Here is a 12,747-nt window from a genome sequence, read left to right as displayed (position 1 = left end):
CCGGCGCTGCCTTATTCTTCGTCGCTCTCGCGACGCTTCTCCGCGGCCAGCGTATCGGGCAGGTCGCGCAGGATGTTGTCGATGTGCTCACCACGGTCGACCGAGTCGTCGTAGTGGAAATGCAGCTCCGGCACGTGGCGCAGCTTCATGGCACGGGCCAGGTCCATGCGCAGGCGGTAGCCCAGCTCCTTCAGGCCGGCCACGGCTTCAGCCGAACGTTCCGGCATCAGCGCGGTGACGAACACCTTGGCATGGGCCATGTCGCGGGTGATTTCCACGTCGGACACGCTCACCGAGGGCAACCCGTGCTCGCGCACGGCGTTGTGCACCAGGGTGCCGAGTTCACGGCGCAGCTGGGCGGAGACACGGTCGGTTCGATGGAAAGTCTTGGGCACGCGGTCGGGCTCTCGATTCAAATGTGACCCGACCAAGGTCGGGTCCTACCAGGAGGAGTGACCCGACCTTGGTCGGGCCCCACCAGGGGGCGGGCCGGCCCGCGAGGGCCGGTCCGTTGCAGCATTACAGGGTGCGCGGCACTTCGATACGCTCGAAGCACTCGATCTGGTCACCCGGCTTGACGTCGTTGTAGGCCTTCACCGCGATACCGCATTCGGTACCGTTGCGGACTTCCTCGACGTTCTCCTTGAAGCGGCGCAGCGATTCCAGCTCGCCCTCGAAGATCACCACGCTGTCGCGCAGCACGCGGATCGGCTTGTTGCGCTTGACCACGCCCTCGATGACCATCGAGCCGGCGACGGCGCCCAGCTTGGAGCTGCGGAAGACGTCGCGGACCTCGGCGATACCGATGATCTCTTCGCGGATCTCCACGCCCAGCAGGCCGGAAGCCACCTGCTTCACCTGGTCGATCACGTCATAGATGATCGAGAAGTAACGCAGGTCAACACCGTTCGATTCGATGATGCGACGGGCCGAAGCATCCGCACGCACGTTGAAGCCGATGACGGTGGCCTTCGAAGCAGCGGCCGAGTTGGCATCCGACTCGGTGATGCCACCCACGCCGGAGTGGATCACGTTGATGCGGATGTCTTCGTTGGACAGCGCGACCAGTGCCTGGCTCAGCGCCTGCACCGAACCCTGCACGTCGGCCTTGATGACCAGGTTGAGGACCTGCTGGCCCTCGCCCTTGCCCAGGGTCGCCATGATGTCTTCCATGCGGCTGCCGGCAGTGGCGACCAGGCGCGATTCACGACGCTTGGTCTCACGCTGCTGGGCAACGTCCTTGGCCAGGCGCTCGTCCTCGACCACCACGAAGTCGTCACCGGCTTCCGGCACGCCGGACAGGCCCAGGACCTGCACCGGGATGGACGGACCGGCGAACTCCGGCTGCTTGCCGGTTTCGTCGAACAGCGCACGCACGCGGCCGTACTGGATGCCGCACACCAAGTAGTCGCCCTTCTTCAGGCGGCCCTGCTGCACCAGCACGGTAGCGACCGGGCCACGGCCCTTGTCCAGCGACGATTCGATCACCACGCCCGAGGCGCGGCCTTCGTCGACGGCCTTCAGTTCCAGCAGTTCGGCCTGGATCGAGATGGCGTCCAGCAGGTCGTCGATGCCCAGGCCAGTCTTGGCCGAGATCTCCACCATCTGGGTGTCACCACCGAAGTCTTCGGCCACGACCTGCTCGGACAGCAGTTCGTTCTTGACCCGCATCGGGTCGGCGTCGGACTTGTCGATCTTGTTGATCGCCACGATCAGCGGCACACCCGCCGAACGGGCATGCTGGATCGCTTCCTTGGTCTGCGGCATGACGCCGTCATCGGCGGCCACGACCAGCACCACGATGTCGGTCAGCTTGGCGCCGCGGGCACGCATCGAGGTGAAGGCAGCATGGCCCGGGGTATCCAGGAAGCTGATCACGCCCTTCGGCGTATCCACGTGGTAGGCACCGATGTGCTGGGTGATGCCGCCGGCTTCGCCGGTGGCGACCTTGGTGCGGCGGATGTAATCCAGCAGCGAGGTCTTGCCGTGGTCGACGTGGCCCATGATGGTGACCACCGGCGGACGCTGGGTGGCTTCGCCCTGGTTTTCACCGGTCGAGGCCAGCAGTGCGTCTTCGGCGTCGTTGTCGTTGGCACGGATCGCCTTGTGGCCGAGTTCTTCGGTCACCAGCGCGGCGGTGTCGTGGTCGATGGACTGGGTGATGGTGGCCATCACGCCCATCTTGAACAGCGCCTTGACCACCTCGCCGCCCTTCAGCGCGAGCTTCTGCGCCAGGTCGGCCACGGTGATCGTGTCGCCGATCGCCACTTCACGCACCACCGGTGCGGTCGGGCGCTCGAAGCCGTGCGGACCGGCATTGTTGCCGCCGCGCGACATGTCGCGACGGCCACTGGACTGGTTGCGACCGCCCGGACGACCCCGGGTGTTGCTGTTGTTGCTGTTGCCACGACGCGCGCGGTCAGCGGCCGACAGATGCATCTGGCCGGCGAAGCGATCGCCCGGACCACGCTCGTTGCGCGGCGCGCTGCGGTTGTTGCGGTCGTCGTTGCGCGGCGGCGGCGGTGCACCACGCGGCGCAGCCGGGGCGGCGGCCGGAGTGCGCGGCGGGCGCGGCGCGGTTTCGTCGATGGGAGCACGCTTGGGCTTGCTGGCTGCCAGTGCCTCGGCCGCCTTGGCGGCCGCTGCAGCTTCTTCGGCGGCCTTCTTCTCGGCCTCGGCGCGTTCCTTGGCGGCAACCTCTTCCTCGCGGGCACGGACGATGGCTTCGTCGCGCAGACGATCCTTCTCGGCCAGGGCCTGCTGCTCGGCAAGGTTGCGCGCACGCGACTCTTCCAGCTTGCGCAGGATGTCGGCGCGCTCTTCGTCCGGCGTCATGGCGCGAGCACCATCCTTGACGTAGGTACGCTTCTGGCGCACCTCGACATTCACGGTCGTCTTGCTGCGACCGGAATTGACCGTCACTTCCTGCTGCTTCCGGCGGTTGAGCGTGATCTTCTTTGCAGACTGATCGGTCTCTTCCGGGGCCTGCTCGGGCTTGCCATGCGAACGACGAAGGAAGCCCAGGAGCTTCACCTTCTCGGAGCTGGTCACGACCTGGTCGGGACCGCTGAACTTCATGCCGGCACCGGCCAGCTGTTCCAGCAGTTTTTCGACCGGCGTGTTGACCAGTTCGGCAAGCTTGCGGATGGTGGTTTGCTGCGACATTCGGATCCTATGATCTTGTGGGCGCCCCCCCGCATCTGGAGGTGGCGCGGATTCTACGCCCTGAGCGGCTCAGGGCCCTGTTCATTGCCGGCTCATTCGCCGCGTTCCAGTCGGGCGATCTCTTCGGCACGGGCGGCCAGGATCAGCGCAGCGGCGCGCGCCTGATCCAGTCCTTCGATGCCGAAGTCCATGACCTCGTCGGCGGCCAGGTCGGACAGGTCCTCGCTGGTACGCACGCCGTGGCCGGCCAGCGCATACGCGGTGGCTTCGTCCATGCCCTTCAGGGACAGCAGGTCCTGCGCCGGCTGGCCGTCTTCAAGGCCTTCCTCGACTGCCAGGGCCTCATTGAGCAGCGCATCGCGGGCACGAGCGCGCAGCTCTTCGACGATGTCCTCGTCGAAACCTTCCACGGCCAGCAGTTCGCCGACCGGGACATAAGCGATTTCCTCGACGGTGCCGAAGCCTTCGCTGACCAGGATGCCGGCGATCTCTTCGTCCACTTCCAGCTTGTCCATGAACAGCTGGCGGGCCGAAGCCTGCTCGGCCTCCGACTTGGCGGTGACCTGGTCCTGGGTCATCACGTTGAGCTGCCAGCCGGTCAGGCGGCTGGCCAGGCGCACGTTCTGGCCGCCCTTGCCGATGGCCTGGGCCAGGCGGTCTTCAGCCACGGCCAGGTCCATCGAGTGCTTGTCTTCATCGACGATGATCGACTGCACTTCGGCCGGCGCCATCGCGTTGATGACGAAGTTGGCCGGGTTGTCGTTCCACAGCACGATGTCCACGCGCTCGCCATTGAGCTCGTTGGACACGGCCTGCACGCGCGAACCACGCATGCCGATGCAGGCGCCGATCGGATCGGTGCGCTGGTCGTGGGCGAGCACGGCGATCTTGGCGCGGTCACCCGGATCGCGGGCACAGGCCTTGATTTCCACCAGGCCCTGGCCGACTTCCGGCACTTCCAGCTTGAACAGCTCGATCATGAATTCCGGGGCGGCGCGGCTGATGAACAGCTGCGGGCCACGCGGCTCCGAGCGCACTTCGGCCAGGTAGCCGCGCACGCGGTCACCGGCGCGCAGCACGTCGCGCGGAATGCCCTTGTCCTTCGGAATGAAGCCTTCGGCGTTGCCACCGAGGTCGACATAGATGTTGCCGCGCTCGGCGCGCTTGACCACACCGGTGATCAGTTCGCCGACGCGATCCTTCCACGCATCCACGACCTGCTGGCGCTCGGCTTCGCGCACGCGCTGGACGATGACCTGCTTGGCGGCCTGGGCGGCGATACGGCCGAAGTCCGGGTTCTCGATCTGCTCTTCGATGTAGTCGCCGACATCCACGCCTTCGGCTTCATCGACGGCATCCATCAGGCGGATCTGGCGATCCGGCGATTCCATCACCACGTCATCGGCCACCACTTCCCAGCGGCGATAGGTTTCGTAGCTGCCATCCTTGTGGTCGATGACCACGCGGGTCAGCACTTCCTCGTCGGGATAGCGCTTCTTCGCTGCCGAGGCCAGGGCGGCCTCGATGGCATCGAAGATCACTTCACGCGGCACGCCCTTCTCGTTGGCGACTGCGTCGACTACCAGCAACAGTTCCTTGCTCATTGGCTCACTCCGCGCGCGGCTTCTTTGCCGCCGGCTCGTTGGAAGAAGAATTCTTGTTCGGCTTCGGACGCTTCGGTGCCGGACCGGTCGGCTTGCTCGGGGCCAGCCCCAGCGCCACCCAGTCGGGCATGATCCGTGCCTTGTCGATGTTGTCGGCCGACACGATCACTTCGGTCTTGTCGACAACGAAGGTGATGGTGTCCGCGGCCTCGTCGGTTGCCTCGATGCGACCCTGCAGGCGACGACGGTTGTCCTGCGGCAGCTTCAGGGTGACCTTGGCCATTTCGCCGAGGTGACGGCCGAACTGCTCCAGGTTGAACAGCGGACGGTCGACGCCCGGCGAAGACACTTCCAGCGTGTAATTGCCGCTGATCGGGTCTTCGACGTCCATCTGTGCCGACACTTCACGGCTGACGCGTTCGCAGTCGTCGACATTGATGATGCGCTCGGGCTGTTCAGCCAGCGGCACGTCGATGTAAAGGCGCAGGGTCGCACCGCCGGGGGCCGGCAGATACTCAACGCCCAGCAGCTCCAGGCCCAGCGACACAACGGTCGGGGCGAGCAGATTCGCGATGTCGGTTGCCTTGTCGCTCACAGCCTGCCTTGATCTCTATGGTTGGGTGCCGGCCTTGGCCAGCGTGGAAACATGACGCCCCGGAAACGACAAAGGGCCCGCTGGGCCCCTTTTCCGGAAAGACTCCGGTGACTGGATTCCGGTTGCAACCTGCAGTGCCTGCCGGTTGCGGCCCTCCTTCCGGGTCCGGACTCCCGCCGGGAGCCCGCCTTCAGGGGTACTGCTAGGCCGCTGATGATAGCGGCTGCACCGCGCTGGTGCAAGGCTTGGCGGCTTTGAAACCCCTCCCCGCCGCGGCGGCATGAGCCGATGCGGGAACGGCAGTCGAGCATGGCTCGACGCTACAAAAAGCGGACCACCCCAAAAAAAAACGCCTTCGAAGCAGGACTTCGAAGGCGCATTCTTTACTTGGTAGCGGGGGCAGGATTTGAACCTGCGACCTTCGGGTTATGAGCCCGACGAGCTGCCAGACTGCTCCACCCCGCATCAGAAGCGGAATTATGAGGCATTGCTGCGATAAATGCAAGCTTTCCCTCATTCATCAAACCGGTTGGCGCCGATCCGACGTTGGTAGCGGGGGCAGGATTTGAACCTGCGACCTTCGGGTTATGAGCCCGACGAGCTGCCAGACTGCTCCACCCCGCACCGGAAGTGTTTGAACTGCTGCCCTGCTCTTTCGAGGAGGGCTACCGCAACGATGTTCTGGCTGAACCGCTGCAGTGACAACTCAGGCTGCGCATATTACACGAATCGCGCAGCTTTGTGTCAACTTTCATGCAAGATGCGCAAATGCCTGCTGGCACCAGACCATGATCGGGTTCCAGGCAATGCCCAGCGCCAGCAGCGCCAGTGCGTTCACGCCCAGCACCAGGCCCAGCACGCGGTCGTTGCTGCGCGGCATGGCCTCACCCACCGGTTCATCGAAGTACATGACCTTGATGACGCGCAGGTAGTAGAAGCAGCCGACCACGGCACACAGCACGCCGAGGATCGCCAGCCACAGCAGGCCGCCGTTGACCGCTGCGCCGAGCACGGCCAGCTTGGTCCAGAAGCCCAGGAACGGCGGGATGCCGGCCAGCGACGCCATGATGCACAGCACCAGGCCGGCCATCCACGGGTTGCGGGCATTCAGGCCCTTGAAGTCTTCGATGTTCTCGGCTTCGAAGCCGGCACGCGACAGCGCGATGATCGCGCCGAAGGCGGCGGTCGACATGATGGCGTAGGCCAGTGCGTAGAACAGCGCGGCGGCATAGCCCTGCGCGCCACCACCGGCGATGCCCATCAGCAGGAAGCCGATGTGCGAAACGGTGGAGAACGCGAGCATGCGCTTCAGGTTGCTCTGCGCGATGGCCATCAGGTTGCCGATGACCAGCGAGACCGCGGCCAGGCCGGCAATCAGCAGCTGCAGTTCGGTCGACAGCGGACCCACGCCCATTTCCAGCAGGCGGTAGGCCATGCCGAAGGCGGCCAGCTTCGGCGCCGAGCTGATGAACAGTGCGATCGGTGCCGGGGCACCCTGGTACACGTCCGGCAGCCACATGTGGAACGGCGCGGCACCCAGCTTGAAGGCGACGCCGGCGATCATGAATACCGCGCCGGTGATCAGCAGCACGCGCTCTTCCGAGTGCGGAATGGCATCGCGGACGACGTCCAGGTGCAGGCTGCCGGTGGCGCCATAGATCAGCGACATGCCGTACAGCAGCAGGCCCGACGCCAGCGAACCCAGCACGATGTACTTCATCGCCGCTTCCGAGGCCAGGCCGTTCTCGCGGTTGCTGGCGACCAGCGCATAGGAGCACAGCGCCAGCAGTTCCAGGCCCAGGTAGACCATCAGCAGGCTGCCGGCCGAGACCAGGATCATCATGCCGGCGGTGCCGAACAGGATCAGCACCGGGATCTCGCCCTGGAACAGGTTGCGATCACGCAGGTAGCGCCAGCCATAGACCAGGGTCAGGCCGCTGAGCAGCACGATCCCGGTCTTCATCACGTCCGCGGCGGTATCGCGCACGAACATGCCATGGAAGACCTCCCCCTGCCCGCCCACGCCGGTGGCCAGCATGAACAGCACCACGGCCAGCGCAGCGAGCGAGAACAGGTGGGTGACGATCTTGTTCCGGTTGCTGACGAACAGGTCGAGGATCATCAGGGCGAAGGCGCTGCCGATCAGCACCAGCTCGGGAGCGAGCGGTGGCAGGTCAGCGGCGGTCAATGGCAGCAGCGGCGAGGTGGTCATCATCAAATCCTGGAATTACAGCAGCTTGCTGGATGCGATCTGCATCGCCAGCTTCGCGATCGAGGGCTCCATCAGGTCGGTCAGCGGCTTGGGGTAGATGCCCAGGGCCAGCACGCCGATGGCGAACACGCCCAGCACCAGCCATTCGCGACCGTTGATGTCCTTCAGTTCGGCAACGTGGCTGTTGGCCACTTCGCCGAAGAAGATGCGCTTGTACAGCCACAGGGTGTAGGCGGCGCCGATGATCAGGGTGGTGGCCGCGCCCAGGGCGATCCACGGATTCCGCTGGAAGGCCGACAGGATGACCATGAACTCGCCGACGAAGCCGCTGGTACCCGGCAGGCCCGCGTTGGCCATGAAGAACAGCATGGCGAAGGTGGCGAACCACGGCATCACGTTGACCACGCCGCCGTAGTCAGCGATGCGGCGGCTGTGCATGCGGTCGTACAGCACGCCGACGCAGGAGAACATCGCTCCGGACACGAAGCCGTGCGAGATCATCTGCACCATGGCGCCCTGCAGGCCGAGGCGGGCGGCGTCGGCGTTGCCGGCTTCACGCACCAGCCACAGGGCGATGAAGGTGCCCAGGGTGACGAAGCCCATGTGCGCGATCGACGAATAGGCGATCAGCTTCTTCATGTCGTCCTGCACCAGGGCGACCAGGCCGACGTAGATCACCGCGATCAGCGACAGCGCGATCACCAGCCAGGCCCATTCCTGCGATGCGTCCGGGACGATCGGCAGGTTGAAGCGCAGGAAGCCGTAACCACCGATCTTCAGGGCGATGGCGGCCAGGATCACCGAACCGGCGGTCGGCGCTTCCACGTGGGCATCCGGCAGCCAGGTGTGGACCGGGAACATCGGCACCTTGACCGCGAAGGCGATCAGGAAGGCGAAGAAGATCCAGGTCTGTTCCTTGGCCGACAGCGGCAGCGCATACAGGTCGGCCAGCTGGAAGCTGCCGCCCTTCAGGTACAGGTAGATCAGTGCCACCAGCATCAGCACCGAGCCGAGGAAGGTGTACAGGAAGAACTTCAGCGCGGCGTAGATGCGGCGCGGGCCACCCCAGACACCGATGATCAGGAACATCGGGATCAGCATCGCCTCGAAGAACACGTAGAACAGCATCGCGTCCGTGGCCGAGAAGATTCCGACCGTGACGCCTTCCAGGATCAGGAAGGCGGCCACGTACTGGTTGACGCGCTTGTCGATGGCGCTCCAGGCACCGATCAGGGCAAGCACGCTGACCAGCGTGGTCAGCAGGATCAGCGCCACGGCGATGCCGTCCACGCCCAGGTTGTAGCCGATCTTGTACGCCGGGATCCAGGCATGGGTCTCGACGAACTGCAGACCGTCGATGCCCGCGTTGTAGCCGCTCAGCAGCGAGAGGCTCGCCACGAAGGTCAGCACCGCGACGCCCAGCGACGCCCAGCGGGCGGTCTGCGCATCACGGATCGCAAGGATCAGGGCGCCACCGAGGATCGGCAGCCAGATGAGGACACTGAGTAGAGGCCAGTTCGACACGTCTTCTTATTCCGTACAGGTCATCAACGCAGGTAATGCATCAGCACGCCCAGCAGGGCAATCAGGCCGATGATCATCGCGAAGGCGTAGTGATAGAGGAAACCGGATTGGGTACGACGCAGCACGCCGGCTGCGACGTCCACAACACGTGCCGAGAGATTGACCACGCCGTCGACGATGTTGCTGTCGATCCAGCGTGCGACCTTGCCCAGCTTGACGCTGCCGCCGGCAAAGCCATCGATCCACAGCTTGTCGAAGCCGTACTTGTTTTCCAGCACCGACACCAGCGGGGCGAAGGTCTTGCGCGCCTTGCCCGACAGGTCCGGCTTCCACAGGTAGAACAGTGCAGCCAGCAGGAAGCCCGCCAGGGTCAGCCAGAACGGCGGCAGCATCATGCCGTGCAGCGCGAACGCCACCGGCCCGTGGAACTCTTCACCCAGGAAGGCAACGGTGTTCTTGGCCGGATCGTAGAAGTCGACGATGCCGGTGAAGAACGTGTTGACCTGGCCCTGGATCGCCGCGTGGGCGTGGTGGCCGGCCCAGTCGGTGCCATGCAGCATCGGACCGATGCTGAAGAAACCGATGGCGATCGACGGGATGGCCAGCAGGATCAGCGGCAGGGTCACCACCCACGGGGTTTCATGCGGCTCATGCGGACCGTGGCCATGGCCGTGGTCGTCATGGGCATCGGAATGGTGTGCGTCTGCGGCGTGGTGATCGTCATGGCCGTGGCCATGGTCATCTTGCGCGTCGCGGAAGCGCTCCTTGCCATGGAAGGTCATGAACAGCAGGCGGAAGCTGTAGAAGCTGGTCACCAGCACGCCACCCAGTACCGCCCAGTAGCCATAGGTGGCCACCCAGCTGTTCTGCATGTGGGCGTGGATCTCGGCCGCCTCGATGATGGTGTCCTTCGAGTAGAAGCCCGAGAAGAACGGCGTACCGACCAGCGCCAGGGTACCGATCCACATGGTGACGAAGGTGATCGGCATGTACTTGCGCAGGCCGCCCATCTTGCGCATGTCCTGCTCGTGGTGCATCGCGATGATGACCGAGCCGGCGCCGAGGAACAGCAGGGCCTTGAAGAAGGCGTGGGTCATCAGGTGGAACACGGCGGCCGAATAGGCCGACACGCCCAGTGCCACGGTCATGTAGCCCAGCTGCGACAGCGTGGAGTACGCGACGACGCGCTTGATGTCGTTCTGCACGATGCCGATCAGGCCGGTGAAGAACGCGGTGGTGGCACCGATGAAGAGGATGAAGTTCAGCGCGGTCTGCGACAGCTCGAACAGCGGCGACATGCGGGTAACCATGAAGATACCGGCGGTCACCATCGTCGCGGCGTGGATCAGCGCCGAGATCGGGGTCGGGCCTTCCATCGAGTCCGGCAGCCACACGTGCAGCGGGACCTGGGCCGATTTGCCCATGGCGCCGATGAACAGGCAGATGCAGATGACGGTGGCGATCGACCAGATCACCGGCTCGTTCAGCAGCTGCATGCCCAGGATCGTGCCGTCCCAGATCTGCAGCTGGGCGCGCGGATCAGCCAGCATGCCGGCCTGCGAGAACACCTGCGAGTAGTCCAGGGTGCCGAACACCCACAGCACGCCGGCGATGCCCAGCAGGAAGCCGAAGTCGCCGACGCGGTTGACTAGGAACGCCTTCATGTTGGCGAAGATCGCGGTCGGGCGCTTGAACCAGAAGCCGATCAGCAGGTACGACACCAGGCCCACCGCTTCCCAGCCGAAGAACAGCTGCAGGAAGTTGTTGCTCATCACCAGGGTGAGCATCGAGAAGGTGAACAGCGAGATGTAGCTGAAGAACCGCTGGTAGCCCGGATCGTCCTGCATGTAGCCGATCGTGTAGATGTGGACCAGCAGCGACACGAAGGTCACCACCACCATCATCATCGCGGTCAGCTTGTCGACCATGAAACCGACGTGGGCCGAGTACTGGCCGACTTCGAAGAACGTGTAGATGTTCTGGTTGAACGGCTGCGCACCGCCCCACAGCAGCTGGTAGAGCGTGTACATCGACAGGCCGCAGGCAACCGCGACGCCGAGGATGGTGATGGTCTGCGCGCCGAAGCGCTTGACCTGGCGACCGAACAGGCCGGCGATGATGCTGCCGAACAGCGGTGCAAGCACCACTGCGATCAACAGACTCTTGGAGAGAGTGATTTCCATCTGTGGATCAGCCCTTCAGCGAATCGACTTCGCCGACATTGATCGTGCGGCGGGTACGGAACAGGGTCACCAGGATCGCCAGGCCGATGGCGGCTTCCGCGGCGGCGACGGTCAGGATGAAGAACACGAACAGCTGGCCGGACGGATCGCCCAGCTGACGCGAGAAGCCGACGAAGTTGATGTTCACCGACAGCAGCATCAGTTCGATCGACATCAGCAGGACGATGACGTTCTTCCGGTTGAGGAAGATGCCGGCCAGGCTGATGGCGAACAGCACCGCGCCGAGCGCAAGCATGTGGCCAAGGGTAATCACGGCTGGGTCTCCTCGCCGGCGGCCGGCTTGCTGTTGCTGTGCACGACCGGTGCTTCGGCGCCCATCTTGACCATGCGCAAGCGCTGGCCGGCCTTGACCATGGTCTGCTCGCCCGGGTTCTGGCTCTTCACACCGGTACGGCGGCGCAGGGTCAGCATCACGGCGGCGACGACGGCCACGGTCAGGATGACGGCGGCGAATTCGAACGGCAGCAGGTACTCGGTGAACAGCGTGCGCGCCAGCCAGGTGACGTTGGAGCTGTCGGCGGCGACCGCGGCGGCGTTGTCGGCCGGGAACGGCGTGACCGAACGCGCCTTGACGCCGATCAGGACCAGCATCTGCACCAGCATCGCGACCGCAACGATCAGGCCGACCGGCAGGTAGCGCACCCAGCCCTCACGCAGCTTGGTGGGGTCGATGTCCAGCATCATCACCACGAACAGGAACAGCACCATCACCGCGCCGACGTAGACCAGCACCAGGGCCACGCCGAGAAACTCGGCGCCCACCAGCAGCCACACGCAGGCGATGGAGAAGAAGGTCAGCACCAGGCAGAGCACGGCGTGAACCGGGTTGCGCACGCTGATCACCGCACCGGCCGAAACCGTTGCCGCGATGGCGAACACCCAGAAAGCGATATTTACCCAATCCATCTCTCGACCTCAGCGGTAAGCGGCATCGGCGGCGCGACGCTCGGCGATCTCGGACTCGAGACGGTCGCCCAGGGCCAGCAGCTGCGGCTTGGTAACGATGTTTTCGCCACGATTCTCGAAGTGGTACTCGAGGATGTGGGTTTCGACGATCGAGTCCACCGGGCAGCTTTCCTCGCAGAAGCCGCAGAAGATGCACTTGAACAGGTCGATGTCGTAGCGGGTGGTGCGGCGGGTGCCGTCTTCGCGCTTGGCCGAGTCGATGGTGATGGCCAGCGCCGGGCACACCGCTTCGCACAGCTTGCAGGCGATGCAGCGCTCTTCACCGTTGGGATAGCGGCGCAGGGCGTGCAGGCCACGGAAGCGCGGCGACTGCGGGAACTTCTCCATCGGGTACATCATCGTGTACTTCGGCTTGAAGCTGTACTTCAGCGTCAGCCAGAGGCCCGCCAGCAGTTCGAGCAGCAGCAGGCTCTTGAAGTAATGGGTAATCCTGTTCAT

Annotated in this window: 10 protein-coding genes and 2 tRNA genes; all 12 read right to left on the bottom strand. The window is 64.6% G+C overall.

What is annotated here, in order from left to right; genetic code table 11:
* Positions 1 to 11 precede the first annotated feature (11 nt).
* The 12 genes from rbfA to nuoI all read right to left on the bottom strand — a co-directional run bounded on the left by rbfA (position 12) and on the right by nuoI (position 12,747).
* The gene (rbfA, locus tag SSKA14_RS09185; protein WP_005410447.1) at positions 12 to 395 is read right to left on the bottom strand and encodes a 30S ribosome-binding factor RbfA; all 384 of its coding nucleotides are present in this window, start codon (positions 393 to 395) and stop codon (positions 12 to 14) included.
* A gap of 124 nt (positions 396 to 519) precedes the next feature.
* The gene (infB, locus tag SSKA14_RS09180) at positions 520 to 3,165 is read right to left on the bottom strand and encodes a translation initiation factor IF-2 (RefSeq protein ID WP_008265689.1); all 2,646 of its coding nucleotides are present in this window, start codon (positions 3,163 to 3,165) and stop codon (positions 520 to 522) included.
* 92 nt (positions 3,166 to 3,257) lie between these two features.
* Positions 3,258 to 4,769: a transcription termination factor NusA gene (nusA, locus tag SSKA14_RS09175; protein WP_006458580.1), complete on the bottom strand. Its 1,512-nt coding sequence runs from the start codon at positions 4,767 to 4,769 to the stop codon at positions 3,258 to 3,260.
* A 4-nt stretch (positions 4,770 to 4,773) separates the two neighbouring features.
* On the bottom strand, positions 4,774 to 5,364 hold the full coding sequence (rimP, locus tag SSKA14_RS09170; protein WP_006458581.1) for a ribosome maturation factor RimP: 591 nt from the start codon (positions 5,362 to 5,364) through the stop codon (positions 4,774 to 4,776).
* Positions 5,365 to 5,752: 388 nt separating this feature from the next.
* Positions 5,753 to 5,829, bottom strand: a tRNA-Met gene (locus SSKA14_RS09165).
* An 82-nt stretch (positions 5,830 to 5,911) separates the two neighbouring features.
* Positions 5,912 to 5,988, bottom strand: a tRNA-Met gene (locus SSKA14_RS09160).
* A 127-nt stretch (positions 5,989 to 6,115) separates the two neighbouring features.
* Positions 6,116 to 7,576: an NADH-quinone oxidoreductase subunit NuoN gene (gene nuoN, locus SSKA14_RS09155; RefSeq protein ID WP_040007367.1), complete on the bottom strand. Its 1,461-nt coding sequence runs from the start codon at positions 7,574 to 7,576 to the stop codon at positions 6,116 to 6,118.
* A gap of 15 nt (positions 7,577 to 7,591) precedes the next feature.
* On the bottom strand, positions 7,592 to 9,100 hold the full coding sequence (locus SSKA14_RS09150) for an NADH-quinone oxidoreductase subunit M (protein ID WP_008268294.1): 1,509 nt from the start codon (positions 9,098 to 9,100) through the stop codon (positions 7,592 to 7,594).
* 23 nt (positions 9,101 to 9,123) lie between these two features.
* Positions 9,124 to 11,283: an NADH-quinone oxidoreductase subunit L gene (gene nuoL, locus SSKA14_RS09145; RefSeq protein WP_008266395.1), complete on the bottom strand. Its 2,160-nt coding sequence runs from the start codon at positions 11,281 to 11,283 to the stop codon at positions 9,124 to 9,126.
* A 7-nt stretch (positions 11,284 to 11,290) separates the two neighbouring features.
* Positions 11,291 to 11,596, bottom strand: coding sequence for an NADH-quinone oxidoreductase subunit NuoK (gene nuoK, locus SSKA14_RS09140; protein WP_005410454.1), 306 nt, complete (start codon positions 11,594 to 11,596; stop codon positions 11,291 to 11,293).
* Positions 11,593 to 12,249, bottom strand: coding sequence for an NADH-quinone oxidoreductase subunit J (locus tag SSKA14_RS09135; RefSeq protein WP_008264663.1), 657 nt, complete (start codon positions 12,247 to 12,249; stop codon positions 11,593 to 11,595). Before SSKA14_RS09135 ends, nuoK begins: the two co-directional genes overlap by 4 nt.
* A 9-nt stretch (positions 12,250 to 12,258) precedes the next feature.
* On the bottom strand, positions 12,259 to 12,747 hold the full coding sequence (nuoI, locus tag SSKA14_RS09130) for an NADH-quinone oxidoreductase subunit NuoI (protein ID WP_005417924.1): 489 nt from the start codon (positions 12,745 to 12,747) through the stop codon (positions 12,259 to 12,261).

The sequence above is a fragment of the Stenotrophomonas sp. SKA14 genome (assembly GCF_000158575.1).
Taxonomy (GTDB): domain Bacteria; phylum Pseudomonadota; class Gammaproteobacteria; order Xanthomonadales; family Xanthomonadaceae; genus Stenotrophomonas; species Stenotrophomonas forensis.
The sequence above is the reverse complement of the archived record's forward strand: the minus strand, read 5'-3'. Positions and strand labels throughout refer to the sequence as shown.